The sequence below is a fragment of the Azovibrio sp. genome, assembly GCF_049658005.1.
Lineage (GTDB): Bacteria > Pseudomonadota > Gammaproteobacteria > Burkholderiales > Rhodocyclaceae > Azovibrio.
This window is the reverse complement of the sequence record NZ_JBASOH010000078.1, coordinates 1-16,792: the sequence shown is the minus strand read 5'-3', so window position 1 is coordinate 16,792 and position 16,792 is coordinate 1. Positions and strand designations below refer to the sequence as shown.

15 protein-coding genes are annotated in these 16,792 nt (G+C 65.8%); 5 read left to right on the top strand and 10 right to left on the bottom strand.

The annotated features are described in order from the left end of the window. The 4 genes from WBH99_RS07945 to WBH99_RS07930 all read right to left on the bottom strand — a co-directional run. The coding region (locus WBH99_RS07945; RefSeq protein WP_424219554.1) for an ABC transporter ATP-binding protein/permease at nt 1-1,449 on the bottom strand (1,449 nt) is incomplete at its 3' end. Nucleotides 1,450-1,510: 61 nt separating this feature from the next. Next, nucleotides 1,511-1,618 (bottom strand): cytochrome bd-I oxidase subunit CydX, encoded by a 108-nt coding sequence (gene cydX, locus WBH99_RS07940; protein WP_424219553.1) that lies wholly within the window; start codon nt 1,616-1,618, stop codon nt 1,511-1,513. Between the two features lie 17 nt (nt 1,619-1,635). Continuing rightward, nucleotides 1,636-2,775 carry a cytochrome d ubiquinol oxidase subunit II gene (gene cydB, locus WBH99_RS07935; protein WP_424219552.1) on the bottom strand — a complete coding sequence of 380 codons (1,140 nt, stop codon included), beginning with the start codon at nt 2,773-2,775 and terminating at the stop codon, nt 1,636-1,638. 10 nt (nt 2,776-2,785) lie between these two features. Then, entirely contained in the window at nt 2,786-4,351 is a 1,566-nt protein-coding gene (locus tag WBH99_RS07930) for a cytochrome ubiquinol oxidase subunit I (protein ID WP_424219551.1), read from the bottom strand. 539 nt (nt 4,352-4,890) lie between these two features. Here WBH99_RS07930 and WBH99_RS07925 point away from each other — a divergent pair. Next, nucleotides 4,891-6,282 carry an ATP-binding protein gene (locus WBH99_RS07925; protein ID WP_424219550.1) on the top strand — a complete coding sequence of 464 codons (1,392 nt, stop codon included), beginning with the start codon at nt 4,891-4,893 and terminating at the stop codon, nt 6,280-6,282. Continuing rightward, nucleotides 6,279-6,833, top strand: a complete 555-nt coding sequence (locus tag WBH99_RS07920) for a response regulator transcription factor (RefSeq protein WP_424219549.1) — start codon at nt 6,279-6,281, stop codon at nt 6,831-6,833. Before WBH99_RS07925 ends, WBH99_RS07920 begins: the two co-directional genes overlap by 4 nt. A gap of 184 nt (nt 6,834-7,017) precedes the next feature. Here the strand turns inward: WBH99_RS07920 and cysN are convergent, their stop codons facing one another. The 3 genes from cysN to WBH99_RS07905 form a co-directional block, all read right to left on the bottom strand. Continuing rightward, on the bottom strand, nt 7,018-8,310 hold the full coding sequence (gene cysN / locus WBH99_RS07915) for a sulfate adenylyltransferase subunit CysN (protein ID WP_424219548.1): 1,293 nt from the start codon (nt 8,308-8,310) through the stop codon (nt 7,018-7,020). Then, entirely contained in the window at nt 8,310-9,248 is a 939-nt protein-coding gene (gene cysD / locus WBH99_RS07910) for a sulfate adenylyltransferase subunit CysD (RefSeq protein WP_424219547.1), read from the bottom strand. Before cysD ends, cysN begins: the two co-directional genes overlap by 1 nt. 104 nt (nt 9,249-9,352) lie before the next feature. Continuing rightward, entirely contained in the window at nt 9,353-10,393 is a 1,041-nt protein-coding gene (locus WBH99_RS07905) for an aldo/keto reductase (protein WP_424219546.1), read from the bottom strand. 148 nt (nt 10,394-10,541) lie between these two features. Here WBH99_RS07905 and WBH99_RS07900 point away from each other — a divergent pair, with 148 nt between their 5' ends. Further along, nucleotides 10,542-11,168, top strand: coding sequence for a pseudouridine synthase (locus WBH99_RS07900; protein WP_424219545.1), 627 nt, complete (start codon nt 10,542-10,544; stop codon nt 11,166-11,168). Between the two features lie 26 nt (nt 11,169-11,194). Here WBH99_RS07900 and WBH99_RS07895 read toward each other — a convergent pair whose 3' ends face one another. Both WBH99_RS07895 and adh read right to left on the bottom strand, forming a co-directional pair. Beyond that, the gene (locus WBH99_RS07895) at nt 11,195-11,557 is read right to left on the bottom strand and encodes a DUF779 domain-containing protein (RefSeq protein WP_424219544.1); all 363 of its coding nucleotides are present in this window, start codon (nt 11,555-11,557) and stop codon (nt 11,195-11,197) included. Between the two features lie 85 nt (nt 11,558-11,642). Continuing rightward, complete coding sequence (adh, locus tag WBH99_RS07890; RefSeq protein ID WP_424219543.1) at nt 11,643-13,163, bottom strand: aldehyde dehydrogenase; 1,521 nt, start codon at nt 13,161-13,163, stop codon at nt 11,643-11,645. A 331-nt stretch (nt 13,164-13,494) separates the two neighbouring features. Between adh and WBH99_RS07885 the strand changes: the two genes are divergently transcribed. Then, entirely contained in the window at nt 13,495-15,417 is a 1,923-nt protein-coding gene (locus WBH99_RS07885; protein WP_424219542.1) for a sigma-54-dependent Fis family transcriptional regulator, read from the top strand. A 74-nt stretch (nt 15,418-15,491) separates the two neighbouring features. Here the strand turns inward: WBH99_RS07885 and WBH99_RS07880 are convergent, their stop codons facing one another. Further along, nucleotides 15,492-15,785 carry a DUF3579 domain-containing protein gene (locus WBH99_RS07880; RefSeq protein ID WP_424219541.1) on the bottom strand — a complete coding sequence of 98 codons (294 nt, stop codon included), beginning with the start codon at nt 15,783-15,785 and terminating at the stop codon, nt 15,492-15,494. Between the two features lie 201 nt (nt 15,786-15,986). On the opposite strand from WBH99_RS07880, the gene WBH99_RS07875 reads away from it, so the two are divergent. Further along, a partial coding sequence (locus tag WBH99_RS07875; protein WP_424219540.1) for an aminotransferase class III-fold pyridoxal phosphate-dependent enzyme occupies nt 15,987-16,792 on the top strand: 806 nt, incomplete at its 3' end.

Below are 16,792 nucleotides of genomic sequence, written 5' to 3'. Positions count from 1 at the left end.
GGCACAGGCGGCCTGCAGGTTGCTGGCCAGGCTGGCGGCCAGAAGCGGCGGGTGCTGATCCATCCAGCCGATCTGCTCGCGCCAGGCCTGCAGGTCGAGTTCCGCCAGGGGAACCCCGTCCACCCGCAGCTCCCCTGCGCCGGGCAGGGCGATGCCGGCTGCCAGACGCAGCAGGCTGCTCTTGCCGGCGCCGCTGGGGCCCAGGACCGCCACGCACTCCCCCGGCGCCAGGGCCAGGCTGCAATCGGTCAGCACCGGCTCTCCGGCCCGGTAGGCCAGATGCACGCCGGCAAATTCCAGGGCCGCCGGGCCGCTGCCCCCGGGGCTGGCCCCGCTTTGGCCGCCGGCTCCCTCGGGCAGGGTGGCCAGCACCTGGCGGATGTTCATGGCCGCCGCCAGGGCCTCGGCCCGGGCGTGGTAATGGCTGCCCAGCTGCCGCAGAGGCTGGTAGAACTCGGGGGCGAGCAGGAGGATGAACAGGGCCGACTCCAGCTTCGGGCCGGCGCCGTAAAAGCCGAATTTCAGGTAGCCCAGCAGGCTGAAGCCGAGGAACACGGCACTCAGGGCAATGGAGATGGAGGTGAAGAATTCCAGCACCGCCCCGTTCAGGAAAGCCAGGCGCAGGACCTTCATGGTCCGCTCGCAAAAGCTTTCTCCCAGGGCGGAGAGCTCCTCCAGGCTGCGCTGCCGGGCATCGAACAGGCGCAGGGTGGGCAGGCCCCGCAGCAGGTCCAGGAAGGTGCCCCCCAGGCGCTGCATGGCGAGCATCTGCCGGGATTGCTCGGCCCGGGTGCGCCAGCCCACCAGGATCATGAACACCGGCACCAGGGGCGCCGTGCCCAGCAGGATCAGGGCGGCCATCCAGCTATAGGGCAGCACGGCGGCAAGGATCAGCAGGGGCACGATGGCGGCCAGCATCTGCTGGGGGCGGTAGTGGGCGAAATAGCCATCCACCGCTTCCACCTGATCGCTCAGTACGCTGCTCAGGGCGCCGCCCGGAAGGCGGGCGCTCCAGAGGGGGCCGCCGCGCCGGATCGCCTCCAGGAGCTCCTGACGCAGGCTGAGGCGGGCCGAGCGTCCGGCGCGCAGGCCGAATTCGTCCCGGACGAGGCCGAGCAGGGCGCGCAGCACTACCCAAAGGGGAATCCGCCAGCAGGCGCCGGGCGGCACGCCGGCCAGGGAATGTTCCAGCACCAGGGCGTGCAGCACCCGGGCCAGCTCATACATCAGGAAAAGGGTGGCCAGGGCCTGGGCGGTGCCGCACAGGACGGCGCCAAACCCCAGGGCTCTGGCGCTCCTGCCGGAGGCCGTCAGCCAGAGGAGGGCCCGGGATTCAGCGGCGAGCTCCCCGGGGCGTTCCAGTGCTTGCTCTCGTGTTTTCAGGGTCGCATCCAGCAGGGTCGGTGAAAGGATGATGCTATGACGTTGGCGCCGGAGCCGCAGCCGCAAAGGCCTGGCCTGTCGGCTGCGGCTCCGGCCTGACCCCGGCAGAACCGGGGCCAGGGGAGGGTCAAGTCTCGTCGCGGTTGCGGCCCTCCTGGGCCTCGAACCACATGGCATTGACGACGGCGAGCAGCACGGCCATCGCCAGTCCCAGCATCCAGGTGAAATACCACATGTGAATCTCCTTTGTTGTCAGTAAGCGGAACGGTCGTTGGCTTCGATGTAGGCGGCGGTGATCTTGCCGGCCATCATCTTGTAGGCCCAACTGGTGTAGGCGATGACGATGGGCGTGAAGATCAGCGCGGCCCAGAACATCACGCTCAAGCCCATCTGGCTGGCGGCGCTGTCCCAGACCGTGAGGCTGGAGCGGGGGTCGCTTGACGAGGGCATGATGAAGGGGAACAGGGCGACGCCGGCGGTGCCGATGATGCCCAGCTCCGCCACGGCGCTGCCGATGAAGGCGAGGACCGGCTTCCTGGTCCAGGCAAAGAGCAGTGCCGCCAGACCGCCGACAAAGGCCGCGCCGGGCACGGCCCAGAGCAGCGGCTGCCGGGCGAAGTTGCCGAGCCAGGCGCCGGCCTCGATGGCGACCGTCTTGTCGAGGGGGTTGGGCAGGGCGCCGGGATCGACGACGGAGGTGATCACATAACCCTTGATCCCCAGGCTCACCCACACTCCGGCCAGGGCAAAGGCCAGCAGCATCACGCTGCCGAAGATCAGGGCGGCCTTGCGGGCCCGTTCCTGGATCTCGCCCTCGGTGCGGATCATCAGGTAGTTGGCGCCGTGGAAGGTGAGCATGGCAAGACTCACCCCCCCGGCCAGCAGGGCGAAGGGATTGAGGAGGCCCCAGAAGCTGCCGGTGTAGACCGGCATCAGGTTGTCCTCGAAGTGGAACGGCACGCCCTGGAGCAGGTTGCCGAAGGCGACGCCGAAGATCAGGGGCGGCACCGCGCCGCCGATGAACAGGCCCCAGTCCCAGGCGCTGCGCCAGGTGGGGTTATTCACCTTGGAGCGGTAGTCGAAGCCCACGGGCCGGAAAAAGAGCGCCCAGAGCACTGCCAGCATGGCCCAGTAGAAGCCGGAGAAGGCGGCGGCGTAGGCCAGGGGCCAGGCGGCGAAGATGGCGCCGCCGGCGGTGATGAACCAGACCTGGTTGCCGTCCCAGTGCGGGCCGACGGTATTGATGATGATCCGGCGCTCCATGTCGTTCTTGCCGACGAAGGGCAGGAGCACACCGACGCCCATGTCGTGGCCGTCCATGACGGCAAAGCCGAGCAGCATGACGCCGATCAGCAGCCACCAGATGAGTTTCAGGGTTTCGTAATCGAGCATGGCGATTTCCTCAATGGGCGGGTTGGAAGCTGGCTTCGCCTTCGTAGCGGCCGGTGCCGAGACTGGCGGGGCCGAGACGGGCGTACTTGAACATCAGGTACATCTCCACCGCCAGCAGGCCGGTGTAGAAGAACAGGAAGCCGGCCAGGGAGCCGTAGAGGCTGCCGGCAAAGAGGGCCGAGGTGGAAAGCTGCGTCGGCAGGACGCCGTAGATGGTCCAGGGCTGGCGGCCGAACTCCGCGACGAACCAGCCCATTTCCGAGGCGATCCAGGGCAGGGGGATGAAGCACACGGCCCAGCGCAGCAGCCAGCGCTTTTCCTGGAAGGTGTTCTTGGCCGAGTACCAGAAGGAGAGGGCCAATAACGCGGCGAAGGAGAAGCCCAGCAGCACCATGAGCCGGAAGGTCCAGAACAGGGGCGCCACGGGCGGGATGGAATCCCGCGCTGCCTGGGCGATCATGTCCGGCGTCGCCTGGGAAACGTCCTTGGTGTATTTCTTCAGCAATAGGCCGTAGCCCAGGTCATCCTTGACCTGCTCGAAGCGGATCTTCTGGTCCTCCCCGGCCTTGCCGGCGCGCATGAGTTCCAGCAGTTGCACCGCTTCCATGCCCTGCCGGATCCGCTCTGCCGCCCTGGCTTCCAGCCGGTCGATGCCGGGCACCACCTTGTCGGTGGAGCGGGTGGCGATCAGGCCGAGGGCGTAGGGAATCTTGATCTCGGCGCTATTGGCGCGCCGGGCGTCGTCGGGAATCGCGAACAGGGTGAAGGAGGCCGGCGCCTCTTCGGTCTTCCACATGCCTTCCATGGCGGCGAGCTTGGTCTGCTGGTGTTCGGTCACGGCATAGCCCGATTCGTCGCCGAGCACGATCACCGACAAGGCGGAAGCAAAGCCGAAGGCGGCGGCGATGCGGAAGGAGCGCTTGGCGAATTCGATGTGCCGGCCCTTGAGCAGATACCAGGAGCTGATGCCCAGCACGAAGATGGCGCCGGTCACATAGCCCGCCGAGACCGTGTGCACGAACTTGGCCTGGGCCGCCGGGTTGAACACCAGATCCCGGAACGAGGTCATCTCCATGCGCATGGTGACGTAGCTGAATTCGGAGCCCACCGGGTTCTGCATCCAGCCGTTGGCAATCAGGATCCACACCGCCGAGAGATTGGAGCCGATGGCGGTGAGGTAGGTGACGAGCAGATGCTGGCGCCTGGAAAGCTTGTCCCAGCCGAAGAAGAACAGGCCGATGAAGGTCGATTCGAGGAAGAACGCCATCAGGCCCTCGATCGCCAGCGGTGCGCCGAAGATGTCGCCGACATAGTGGGAGTAGTAGGCCCAGTTGGTGCCGAACTGGAACTCCATGGTGATGCCGGTGGTAACGCCGAGGGCGAAGTTGATGCCGAACAACTTGCCCCAGAACTTGACCATGTCGCGGTAGATTTCCTTGCCGGTCATCACATACACGGTTTCCATGATGGCCAGCAGGAAGGACAGCCCCAGGGTCAGGGGCACGAACAGGAAGTGATAGAAAGCCGTGGCAGCGAACTGCAGGCGGGAAAGATCGACGACGGTTTCACTGATCATGGTGACTCCATTGTGGTTTTGCAGGCTGGACGCGGCGTTGTCTGGTTACCCCAACGCCATGCCAGGTTGGCCGCCGCCCGGGATGATTCCCGGGACAGGCGGAAAAACGTGATCCGGATGCCGGCTCTGCCCCGCCAGATGCAGAAGGGGCAAATAGGGGGGGCAAACAGGGCGGCAAACCGGGTGCACAAATATCCCTGAACCGGACGGCTCGATGTCCGGCGGCCGGGTACCGGACCTGCACCCGGCAGGATTGCCTTCATGGCGGACCTCCGACTCGATGGCGGCAGGGCTGGCAAAACCAGCCCTGCCGGATCTCCCCACGAGAGTAATAAGGCGCGCCCCGCCTGGGAGGGTACGGAACGCGCCGTCCATTCGGGATCAGCAAACGGACGGGCGCAGTCTAGCGGCCCCCCCGGGAAAAATTGATGCGGTAAATTGTCACGCCCGCACGAGTCCGCTCAGGGCGGGGCCTGGGCCCCTTGCGACGGATTGTCGCGCCCGGGAACAAAGCCCCAACCGCCGGATAAAATTCGCCCATGCTCACCAGCACCCCCCACCCCGTCAGCGCCCTGGAGCGCCTGCTCACCCTGCGCTGGGTCACCCTGGCGACCCAGATTTCCCTGATCGCCTTGATCAGCGTGGGCTGGAAGATGCCTCTGCCGCTGGCGCCCATGCTGGCCGGCATCGCCTTCCTCTTCCTGATCAACCTGGCCACCGCCTGGCGCCTGCGCCACGTCGGCACCGTCAGCGACCAGGAGCTGTTTGCCCAGCTCTGCTTCGACGTGGGCACCCTGGCCTGGCTGCTCTACTTCGCCGGCGGCTCCAGCAACCCCTTTGCCTCCCTCTTGCTGTTGCCCATGACCATCGCCGCCGTGGTGCTGCCCCGGCGCTTCGGCTGGTACCTGGCCGGCCTCTCCCTGGCCGCCTACAGCCTGCTCTTGTTCTTCAACCAGCCCCTGCCGCCGCCGGAAGGCAGTCTCAAGACCCTGGACCAGCTGCTGGCGGAAACCTGCGGTGTGGGCGGCGCGCACGCCGGCCAGGGCGACGGCTTTGCCCTGCACATCGCCGGCATGTGGCTCAATTACATCCTCAGCAGCCTGATCATCATCGTCTTCCTGAGCCGCCAGGCCATGGCCCTGCGGCAACAAGAACGGCTGCTGCAACAGACCCGGGAAAAATCCCTGCGCCAGGAAAAGGTTTTGGCCCTGGGCCTGCAGGCGGCCGGCGCCGCCCACAAGCTTGGCACCCCGCTATCGACCATGGCGGTACTGGTGAGCGAACTGGAGCAGGATCTGCCCCCTGGGGAAAACCGGGATCAGCTACGCCTGCTGCGCCAGCAATTGCAGCGCTGCAAGGGCATCCTCGCCGACATGGTGGCCGCCGGGGAAACCCGCCCGCCCCTGGGCGCCGACCAGTGGGTCCGCGGGTTGATGAATGAATGGCGGCTGCTGCGCCCGGAAGTGCGCCTGCAGGCCCTGGAAATCGGAAACGATGAACCCCCGCCCTTGATCGCGGCGGACCGCAGCCTGGACCAGGCCCTGCAGAACCTGCTCGACAACGGCGCCAATGCCAGCCCCGAAAGCCTCCGCCTGCAGCTCGACTGGGACCGCAACCAGCTGGAAATCCGCATCCTGGACGCAGGCCGCGGCATCGACAGCCACCTCGCCAGCCTCCTGGGCCGGGACTTCATCCGCCAGGAAAAGGGCGAGGGCCTGGGCATAGGCTTCTTTCTCACCAATGCCACCATCGAACACCTGGGCGGCACCGTGGAAATCAGCAAGCGGCAACCCCGCGGCAGCTGCATCCGGATCTGTCTGCCGCTGGAAAACCTGGCCGCATCGAACCAGACCCAGGCCGGCGCAAGCCCCCGGAGCGATGCGCACCCCGCAGCGATGCTGGCCCGGCCCCTTACCCGGATCGCCGCATGAGCACTGCCGGAATCGCCCTGGAAGCTCCCCGCCTGCTGCTGGTAGACGACGATGAAATCTTCCGCGTCGTCCTGGCCCGGGCCCTGGAGCGCCGGGGCTTCCAGGTCCAGGCCGCCGACTGCCCGGCAGCGGCCCTGCCCCTGGCGCGCCAGTTTTCCCCGGGGTATGCCGTGGTGGACCTGCGCCTGGGCGACGCATCGGGCCTGGGGCTGATCGAAGCCCTGCACGCCCTTGATCCCCGGACCCGCATCGTCATGCTCACCGGTTACGCCAGCATCGCCACTGCGGTGGAAGCGATCAAGCTCGGCGCCACCCACTACCTCACCAAACCCGCCGACCCGGACGAAATCATCGCCGCCCTGGGCCGCACGAGCGGCGATGCGGACATCCCCGTGGCCGCCCATCCCCCTTCGGTGGAACGGCTGGAGTGGGAACACATCCAGAAGGTCCTGAACCAGCACCAGGGCAACATTTCCGCCACCGCCCGGGCCCTGAAGATGCACCGCCGCACCCTGCAGCGCAAACTGGCCAAGCGGCCGGTACGGGAATAGGCCCGGGCTTTCGGAGCTAGGCTGCGCCGCCCCGGGCACAGCCGGCAGATACGCCTCCATCGCAGCAATTGCCCCCGGCCCGGCTTTTCCAGCCCTATCCGCTCATGGAACGTGCGTCCTGGTTTTCGCCAGGGCAAATGCAAAACGCCTCCACATCGGGAGGCGTTGCGTTGGGGGGGAGGGCTTACAGAATCATTCCTGCGCCCACGGTATTGTTGTTGCTTTCATCGATGAGGATGAAGGCGCCGGTGCTGCGGTTGACCGTGTAGGGGTCGGCAAAGATAGGCTGGGCGAGTTTCAATTCCACCTGGGCGATGTCGTTCATGGCGAGCTGCTCGGCGGGCATTTTTTCCTGGGTATTCACATCCAGCCGGTGGGCGATGGCGGCGAGCCTGGCCTTGACTTCCCGGGTGGTGTGGCGGATCAGGTAGGTGCGGGCCCGGTCCATGGGGGTCTCGGAAAGCCAGCAGACGGTGGCGCGGATCTCCTTGACCGGGGTGGGGGCTTCCGCGCGCTTGACGATCATGTCGCCGCGGGAGATGTCGATCTCGTCGCTGAGGAGCAGGGTCACGGATTGTTCGGTGATGGCCCGGCCGATGTCCACCCCGCCCAGGTGCACGGCCTTCACCGTGGTGCGGCGGCCCGAGGGCAGCACGGTGACGGCGTCGCCCACCTGGATGCTGCCGGATTCCACCTGGCCCATGAAGCCACGGTAGTCGTGCAGCTCCGGGTTGGCGGAATCCTGGGGGCGGCAGACGTATTGCACCGGAAAGCGGAAGGGTTCCGCGTGTTCCGTGTGGGCGGCGGGGGTGGTTTCGAGAATCTCGATCAGGGTGGGGCCGCCGTACCAGTTCAGCCGCTCGCCGCGCTCCACCACCATGTCGCCGTTGAGGGCGGAGAGGGGAATGAAGCGCACGTCGGCGATGCCCTGGCGGGCGGCGAATTCGAGATAATCGGCCTTGATCTTTGCAAAGGTTTGCTCTGAGTAATCCACCAGGTCCATCTTGTTGATGGCGACCAGGAGGTGGGGAATGCCGACCAGGTGGGCCAGGGTGGAGTGGCGCCGGGTCTGGGTGAGCACGCCTTTTCTGGCATCGACCAGGATGATCGCCAGGTTGGCGGTGGAGGCGGCGGTGACCATGTTGCGGGTGTACTGCTCGTGGCCCGGGGCGTCGGCGATGATGTACTTGCGCGTTCCGGTGGAAAAATAGCGGTAGGCCACATCGATGGTGATGCCCTGTTCCCGCTCGGCCTGGAGGCCGTCGGTGAGGAGCGACAGGTCGATGGCGCCGGTGCCGCGCTTTTGCGAGGTGCGTTCGATGGCCTGCAGGGTGTCGGCGAGGATGGCCTTGGTGTCAAACAGCAGGCGGCCGATCAGGGTGCTCTTGCCGTCATCGACGCTGCCACAGGTGAGAAAGCGCAGCAGGCCGTGGTCTTCCACCTGGACCGGGGCTTCGATTTTTTCGGGGGCGGACATCAGAAATAACCCTCTTTCTTGCGTTGTTCCATGGAGGCTTCGCTGGTCTGGTCGTCCAGCCGCGTGGCGCCGCGTTCGGTGAGGGGGGTGGTGGCGGTTTCCAGGACGATCTTTTCCACCGTGTCGGCATCCGACTCGACCGGGGCGGTGCAGGAAATGTCGCCCACGGTGCGAAAGCGCACCCGCTTCTCGAGGATTTCTTCACCGGCCTTGGGCCGGTTGGTGAGTTCGCCCGTCACCAGCGGCACATCGACCGGCACGAGGGCGCCCTGGCGCAGCACCACGGGCCGCGCGTGGGCGAAGTAGAGGCTGGGCAGCTCCAGGTGTTCCCGCTCGATGTACTGCCACACGTCCATTTCCGTCCAGTTCGAGATCGGGAAGGCACGGATGTTCTCGCCCTTGTGGACCCGGGCGTTGTAGAGGTTCCAGAGTTCCGGGCGCTGGTTCTTCGGGTCCCATTGGCCGAACTCGTCGCGAAAACTCATGATGCGCTCTTTGGCCCGGGCCTTTTCCTCGTCGCGGCGGGCGCCGCCGATGCAGCAGTCGAAGCCGAACTCCTCGATGGCTTCAAGCAGCGTCACCGACTGATGCTTGTTACGCGATTCGCCCGGGTGTTTCAAGACCACCGTGCCGCGCGCCATGGAATCCTCCACCGAGCGGACGATCAGCCGTTCGCCCAGCTCGGCGGCGCGCCGGTCCCGGAACTCGATCACCTCGCGGTAGTTGTGGCCGGTGTCGATGTGCAGCAGGGGAAAGGGGAACCTGCCGGGGCGAAAGGCCTTTTCGGCGAGGCGCAAGAGGCAGATGGAATCCTTGCCGCCGGAAAAGAGCAGCACCGGGTTGGCGCACTGGCCGGCCACTTCCCGCATGATGTGGATGGCTTCGGCTTCGAGCCAGTCCAGATGGGAAAGGGTGTGTTGAGTCAGGGGTGCGGTCATGAAAAATCAGTCTGACGTGAATGGGATGGAGCGCATTTTACCGGCCGCTAAATAATGTTTTAAGAATTGTTTATGATTGGCATAGTTCAAATGGTTATAAGGAATCAGGGGGCCGGGTTGCTGTGCAGGAGGTGGATGCGGTCGATTTCCACCGCCAGTTCCGGGCTCAGGGGCTGGGCGCAGGCCTCCAGGTTTTCGCGCAACTGTGCCAGGCTGGAGGCGCCGATGATGGCGCTGGTGACAAAGGGCCGCGAGGTGACGAAGGCCAGGGCCAGCTGGGTGGGCGTCAGGCCGTGGGCGCGGGCCAGTTCGGCGTAGGCGCGCACGGCCGGGGGGACGCCGGGCTTGTCGTAGCGCTGGCCGAACTGGGGGAACAGGTTGATGCGGCCGGGAGCCGCGGGGTTATCCAGGTACTTGCCGGTCAGGTGGCCAAAGCCCAGCACCGAGTAGGCCAAGAGGCCCACGTTTTCGCGCCAGCAGACTTCGTCGAGACCATATTCGAATTTGCGGTTGAGCAGGCTGTAGGCATTCTGGACGGAGGCCACCAGGGGCAGGCCGTGCTCCCGGCCCAGGCGCAGGAATTCCATGATGCCCCAGGGGTGCTCGTTGGAAACGCCGATGGCGCGCACCTTGCCCTCCTGCACCAGTTCCGCCAGGGTTTGCAGTTGTTCGAGCAAAGGGGTGCATTCCCGCTCCGCTTTCGGGTCGAACTGCCATTGGCCGAACATAGGCTGATTGCGCTCGGGCCAGTGCAGTTGATACAGGTCGATATAGTCGGTGCGCAGGCGCTTTAGCGACCCGGCGATGGCGGCGCGGATGTTGGCCCGGTCCATGGCCGGGGGGCCACCGCGAATCCAGTCCATGGCTCGGGCGGGACCGGCGACCTTGGTGGCGAGGATGATCTTGTCCCGGGGCTGGCGGACCAGCCAGTCGCCAATGATGGTTTCCGTGGCGCCGTAGCTTGCGGCCTGGGCGGGCACCGGGTACATCTCGGCCGCGTCGATGAAATTGATGCCCTGGTCCAGCGCCAGATCGAGTTGGGCGTGGGCATCGGCTGCCGGGGTCTGCTGGCCGAAGGTCATGGTGCCCAGGCAGAGGCTGGGGACGGTGAGGTTGGAATTGCCAAGGGGGCGTCGACTGAGCATGAGGTTCTCCAGGAGTGATTGGGGTGGATATAAATTGGGGTGGGTAAGCCTAGGGGAGTTGGGGTTTTGGTGCAATCATGGCCCACCGCCGGCGGCGTACAATGCCAGCCTTTGCGCCCTGTTGCCTCCCTGCTGCCCCCCTGCTGCCATGACGCTTGCCATTCTTCATGCCGACGAGCATCTACTCGTGCTCGACAAACCCGCCGGGCTTTTGTCGGTGCCCGGCCGCGGCGCGGACAAGCAGGACTGCCTGAGCGCCCGGGTCCAGGCCGGGTTTCCCGAGGCCCTGACGGTGCATCGTCTCGACATGGCGACCTCGGGCCTGATGCTGATGGCCCGGAGCAAGGCGATGCAGGCCGCCCTTGGCCGGCTGTTCGAGCAGCGCCGGATCGACAAGGCCTACGAAGCGGTGCTCGAAGGCCGCCTGGAGGCGGATGCAGGCTTCGTCGAGCTGCCGCTCATCTGCGACTGGCCGAGGCGGCCACGGCAGAGGGTGTGCTTTACCCATGGCAAGCCCTCCTTCACCGAATTTCGCTGCCTGGGCCGGGAAGGCGGACAGCGGAGCCGGGTGCGGCTGCTGCCGCATACCGGGCGCTCGCACCAGTTGCGGGTGCATATGCAGGCGATCGGCCATCCGATTCTGGGCGACGAGCTCTATGCCAGCCCCGCCGGCCATGCCGCCTCGCCCCGGCTGCTGCTGCATGCCTGCCGGCTGGCCTTCGTCCATCCCGCTACCGGCGTCTGGCTCGAACTCGAGTCGCCGGTCCCGTTCTGATCGATCCGCCCCCCGGCGCCCCGGTTTTAGCCCGCCTGTTCCAGGGCGAGCAATTCGGCGTCGCTGAAGCGGCGCGAATGCACGATGAAACAGTCACCCTCCGCGGCTTCGAGGGAAAAGCTGTCGCCCCGGCCCCGGACCACGTCCAGGGTCAGCTCGCTAGAGCGCAGGAGGTTGAATTCGGTGGCGCTGGTGTAGAAGGGAACGCCGGCGATGTGGCCGAGCAGGATGTCATTCGGGCCGATCTGCAATTCCCCGGCGCGCAGGCAAAGGGGGGCGCTGCCTTCGCAGCAACCGCCGGACTGGTAGAACAGCAAAGGGCCGTGGCGGGCCTTCAGTTGCTCCACCAGGGCGAGGGCGGCAGGGGTGGCGAGGATGCGTTCGGGCATGATGTCTCCTCCTTGAAAAAAAGGGGTGGACCACAGCCCACCCGCCCTACAAGACACGCAGAGAGAAGATGAAACTCGAAAAGCCTCAAAAAAGGCCCAGAGCCTTGGGGCTGTAGCTCACCAGCAGGTTCTTGATCTGCTGGTAGTGCTCGAGGATGATCTTGTGGGTTTCGCGGCCGATGCCGGATTCCTTGTAGCCGCCGAAGGCGGCGTGGGCCGGATAGGCATGGTAGCAGTTGGTCCACACCCGACCGGCCTTGATGCCGCGGCCCATGCGGTAGGCGATGTTGCCGTTGCGGCTCCAGACTCCGGCGCCCAGGCCATAGGGGGTGTCATTGGCGATTTCCAGGGCCTCGGCTTCGGTCTTGAAGGTGGTCACGGCCAGCACCGGCCCGAAGATTTCTTCCTGGAAGATGCGCATCTTGTTGTGTCCCTTGAACAAGGTGGGCTGGATGTAGTAGCCCTCGGCCAGCTCGCCTTCGAGAACGGCGCGAGCCCCGCCGATCAGGCACTCGGCTCCTTCCTGGCGGCCGATGTCGAGGTAGGAGAGGATCTTGTCCAGCTGTATCTGGGAAGCTTGGGCCCCCATCATGGTCCCGGTGTCGAGGGGATTGCCCAGCTTGATGGCCTTGACCCGGGGCAGCACCCGCTCCATGAACTCGTCGTAGATGGATTCCTGGATCAGGGCGCGCGACGGGCAGGTACACACTTCGCCCTGATTGAAAGCGAACAGGACGAGCCCTTCGATCGCCTTGTCGAGGAAATCGTCATCGGCCGCCATCACGTCTTCAAAGAAGATGTTGGGAGACTTGCCGCCTAGTTCCAGGGTCGAGGGAATCAGGTTCTGGGCCGCGGCCTGGGCGATCAGCCGGCCGGTGGCGGTGGAGCCGGTAAAGGCGATCTTGGCGATGCGGCGGCTGTTGGCGAGCGGCATCCCGGCCTCCCGGCCGTAGCCATTGACGATGTTGAGGACGCCCGGCGGCAGCAGATCGGCGATCAGCTCGGTGAGCACCAGGATGCTGATGGGAGTGGATTCGGCCGGCTTCAAAACCACGCAGTTACCGGCGGCGAGGGCGGGGGCGAGCTTCCAGGTGGCCATCAGGATGGGGAAGTTCCAGGGAATGATCTGGCCGACGACGCCCAGGGGCTCATGGAAGTGATAGGCCACCAGTTCCCCGTCGATCTCGGAGAGGCTGCCTTCCTGGGCGCGCAGACAGCCGGCGAAGTAGCGAAAGTGGTCGGCCGCAAGGGGAATGTCGGCGTTCAGGGTTTCGCGGATGGCCTTGCCGTTATCCACGGTTTCCACATAGGCCAGCTTTTCCAGGTTGGCTTCGATGCGGTCGGCGATCTTCAAGAGGAGGTCGGCGCGCGCCGCGGGGGCGGTCTTGCCCCACTGTTCGGCGGCGGCATGGGCGGCATCCAGGGCGAGTTCGATGTCTTCGGCACCGGAACGGGCGGCCTGGGTGTAAGGCTTGCCGGTGATGGGGGTGATGACGTCGAAGTACTCGCCGCGCACCGGGGCGACCCACTTGCCGCCGATGAAGTTGTCGTACCGGGTCCGATATTGATGTTTGGCGCCACTCGTGCCGGGCAGGGTGTAGATCATGTCGTCTCCTCGATGGTGGGTTATTGGCAGAGGGCCGTCCGGCCCCGTCCAATCTGCCATCAAGATCCGTGCCAGATGCCGCGTTCCAGGCTCAGATAATTGATTCCTCAATGTTTGATGCTGGCGCGACGGCTGGGCTGCCAAGCCGCATCGAAAGCGGCTTTTGTGCCGGTGCGATGCAAAGCTGTCACCGCCTGTCACGAAATGGAACAGGTTTCGATGAATCAAGGGGGTGGCCATTGAATTTGCCGCCGGCCCGCCTACCCGCCTATACTCGGCTTCCACACCCCAGCAGCCTGCCCGTCAGAGGCGGGCCAGAAGAGGAGGAGACATGAGTGCCCAGAGCCCTTCCCGGGAAGCCCTGCTGCGCCAGGCCCGGCGCATCTTCCTGGATCAGTCCGAATTGCCCCGGGGGCTGATCAGCGACCGCCTGGCTCAGTCCTGGCAACGCAGCCGCAGCGCCGGCGTCTCTCCCGTGGGCCGCTGCGAGGAAGCGCCCCGCCTGGCCGGGCCGGCCCTGCGGCAGAGCCTTGCCGCGCATCGGGAGTTTCTCGCCCATGCCCGGCCGGTGCTGGAACACCTGTTCGCCCAGGTGCGCGACTCCCACAGCATGGTGATCCTGGCCGACCGTAGCGGCCTGCTGCTGCAGGCGCTTGGCGACCCGGACTTCCTTGCCAAGGCCGAGCGGGTCGCCCTCGCCCCCGGCGCTTCCTGGCACGAGCAGCACCGGGGCACCAACGCCATCGGCACCGCCCTGGTCGAAGGAGGGCCGGTGGAAATCCGCGGCGCCGAACATTTCCTCGAACGGAACGCTTTTCTGGCCTGCACCGCCGCCCCCATCTGTGATCCGGCGGGCCAGGTGCTGGGGGCGCTCGACATTTCCTGCGACCAGCGCGCTTACCATCCCCACACCCGCGCCCTCGTTCGCACCGCCGCGCAGATGATCGAGAACCGGCTCCTCCTCGCCCGGCACGGGCAGGGGCTCCTCCTGCGTCTGCATCCGCAGGCCGAGGGCATCGGCAGCGTGGCCGAAGGCATCCTGGCGGTGGCCGAGGAGGGCCGGCTGATCGGCGCCAATCGCGCTGCCCTGGCGATGCTCGGGCTCGGCTTTGCCGACCTCGGGGCGGTCTCCCTGGCGCGTATTTTCATGATCCCTTTCGGCGAATTCCTCGCCTGGGGCCGTCGCCATCCGGGCCAGGCCCTGCGGCTGCGGCTGCGGCAAGGGGAGGAAGTCTATGTGCAGATCCAGGGGGAGCGGGCGCCGAGCGCGCGGCCGGACGGCCCCCGGCCCGAAGCTGCCCGGGTGGGTGCCGATGCCCTGGCCGAGCTGGAGACCGGCGATGCCCGGCTGGGAGCGGCCATCGCCCGCGCCCGGCGGCTGCTCGACAAGCCCATTCCCCTGGTGCTGCAGGGGGAATCCGGGGTCGGCAAGGAACTGTTTGCCCAGGCCATGCACGCCTCCAGCGCCCGGCGTGACAAGCCTTTCGTCGCGCTCAACTGCGCCGCCCTGCCGGAGAGCTTGATCGAATCCGAACTGTTCGGCTACACCCCCGGCACCTTCACCGGCGCCCGTAAAAATGGCAGCCTGGGACGCCTGCGGGAAGCCCATGGCGGCACCTTGTTCCTCGACGAGATCGGCGACATGCCCTTGAGCCTGCAGACCCGCCTGCTGCGGGTGCTGCAGGAACGCCAGGTGACGCCGCTGGGCGAGGGCCAGCCGGTTGCCGTGGATTTCGCCCTGATCTGCGCTACCCACCGGCGCCTCAAGGAAGAGGTCGATGCCGGCCGTTTTCGGGCCGACCTCTATTACCGGATCAACGGCCTTGCCTTGAATCTGCCGGCCTTGCGGGAGCGCAGCGATTTGGCCGCTTTGGTGCGCCAGATGCTCGCGCAACTGGCGCCCGGGCAGCCTCTGGCCCTGGCCGGCGAGGTGCGGGAGGCTTTTGCAAGCTACGCCTGGCCGGGCAATCTGCGTCAGCTATTCAACGGCTTACGCACGGCGGTGGCCTTGCTCGAGGCGGGCGAGACGCGGATCGGCTGGGCCCACTTGCCGGACGATCTGGTGGAAGAGTTGCAACGCCAGCCGGCGGCAGTCGTGCAGCAGCAGGGGGAGAGCCTGGAATCCCTGTCGCGTGCCGCCATCGAAAAGGTGCTTGTCGAGGAGCGGGGCAATGTGTCGGCGACGGCGCGGCGGCTCGGAATCAGCCGTAATACCCTGTACCGGAAGTTGAAGCGCAGCCAGGAGGGGGCTTGAATCGAGGCTTGAATCGGGGCTTGAGTAGGGATTGAATCGGGGCTTGAATCGAGGCTTGAATGCAGCCCAGGGAATCAGCGTTCGACGGGGCAGACGCCGCTGACGATCTGAAGGTCGTTGTCCTGGGCGAAATTGAGCAGGAAGCGGTAGGCCATGGGTTCCACCTCGTAGAGGTGGCCATCGACGAAAACCGCCTTCTCGCCGTTGTAGTCACCCGGACCCACATAAGGGGAGTACTTCATTTTCTTGGAGGCGCCGAAGGCGGACATCACGCCGCAGAGCCGGTCGGGCCAGTCGCTGGGGCGGAATTTTCGACCGTCCTTGGTAAGGCCGAGAATGATGAAGGTGTGATTTTCGGGTTCGCTCATGTTCCTCGTCGCCTTGGCGTGGTGTGTGGCCGGGATACCTCGTTTTTTGCCCCGATTCTAGCAGAAAGGCCGGTCTTGCGAGGCATATACAAGGCAGGTCTTTTGTCTTAAACTCGCCTCCTCCTTCCGGGGGCAAGGCGGCACTGGCCGCCATTATTGTTTTCTCGGGGCAATAAAATTCTTGATTTGAGGCGATTCCCGATGTCGCATCTGATGAATACCTATGGCCGCCAGCCGGTGGCCTTCTCGCATGGCAAGGGTTGCCACCTGACCGATACTGACGGCAAGATTTATCTGGACGCCCTGTCCGGCATCGCGGTCAATACCCTGGGCCATGCCCATCCGGCCTTCGTGGCTGCCCTGGCGGAGCAGGCCGGCCGCCTCATCCATGTTTCCAACCTCTACCAGGCCCCGCTGCAGGAGCGGCTCGCCGATGTCCTGGCCGAGCGTTCCGGGCTGGCCGAGGCCTTCTTCTGCAACTCCGGTTGCGAGGCCAACGAGGCCGCCATCAAGCTGGCCCGTTTTTACGGCCACAAAAAAGGGATCGAAAATCCCACCGTGATCGTCATGGAAAAGGCTTTCCATGGCCGCACCATGGCGACGCTGTCGGCGACCGGCAACTACAAGGTCCAGGCCGGCTTCGAGCCCCTGGTCTCCGGTTTCCTGCGCGTGCCTTACGGTGATCTGGACGCGATCCGCAATGTGGCCGAGCACCATGGCAATGTGGTGGCGGTGATGCTCGAGGTCATTCAGGGCGAAGGCGGCATCTACATGGCCCCCGCCGAATATCTGCAGGGCGTGCGCGAGCTGTGCGATGCGCACCAGTGGCTGATGATCTGCGATGAGGTCCAGTGCGGCATGGGCCGTACCGGCAAGTGGTTCGGTTATCAGCACGCTGGGGTCCTGCCCGACATTGCCACCCTGGCCAAGGGGCTCGGCTCCGGCGTGCCGGTCGGCGCCTGCCTGGCGGGCGGCCGGGCGGCCGGCCTGTTCGGGCCCGGCAACCA

What these genes read in the sequence shown, in the direction of transcription:
- cydB (WP_424219552.1), bottom strand. Translation starts at nt 2,775, where the DNA reads ATGCTCGATTACGAAACCCTGAAACTCATCTGGTGGCTGCTGATCGGC.
- WBH99_RS07880 (WP_424219541.1), bottom strand. Translation starts at nt 15,785, where the DNA reads ATGAGCGAACCCGAAAATCACACCTTCATCATTCTCGGCCTTACCAAG.
- WBH99_RS07920 (WP_424219549.1), top strand. Translation starts at nt 6,279, where the DNA reads ATGAGCACTGCCGGAATCGCCCTGGAAGCTCCCCGCCTGCTGCTGGTA.
- WBH99_RS07885 (WP_424219542.1), top strand. Translation starts at nt 13,495, where the DNA reads ATGAGTGCCCAGAGCCCTTCCCGGGAAGCCCTGCTGCGCCAGGCCCGG.
- cysD (WP_424219547.1), bottom strand. Translation starts at nt 9,248, where the DNA reads ATGACCGCACCCCTGACTCAACACACCCTTTCCCATCTGGACTGGCTC.
- cydX (WP_424219553.1), bottom strand. Translation starts at nt 1,618, where the DNA reads ATGTGGTATTTCACCTGGATGCTGGGACTGGCGATGGCCGTGCTGCTC.
- WBH99_RS07905 (WP_424219546.1), bottom strand. Translation starts at nt 10,393, where the DNA reads ATGCTCAGTCGACGCCCCCTTGGCAATTCCAACCTCACCGTCCCCAGC.
- WBH99_RS07930 (WP_424219551.1), bottom strand. Translation starts at nt 4,351, where the DNA reads ATGATCAGTGAAACCGTCGTCGATCTTTCCCGCCTGCAGTTCGCTGCC.
- WBH99_RS07895 (WP_424219544.1), bottom strand. Translation starts at nt 11,557, where the DNA reads ATGCCCGAACGCATCCTCGCCACCCCTGCCGCCCTCGCCCTGGTGGAG.
- WBH99_RS07925 (WP_424219550.1), top strand. Translation starts at nt 4,891, where the DNA reads ATGCTCACCAGCACCCCCCACCCCGTCAGCGCCCTGGAGCGCCTGCTC.
- adh (WP_424219543.1), bottom strand. Translation starts at nt 13,163, where the DNA reads ATGATCTACACCCTGCCCGGCACGAGTGGCGCCAAACATCAATATCGG.
- WBH99_RS07900 (WP_424219545.1), top strand. Translation starts at nt 10,542, where the DNA reads ATGACGCTTGCCATTCTTCATGCCGACGAGCATCTACTCGTGCTCGAC.
- cysN (WP_424219548.1), bottom strand. Translation starts at nt 8,310, where the DNA reads ATGTCCGCCCCCGAAAAAATCGAAGCCCCGGTCCAGGTGGAAGACCAC.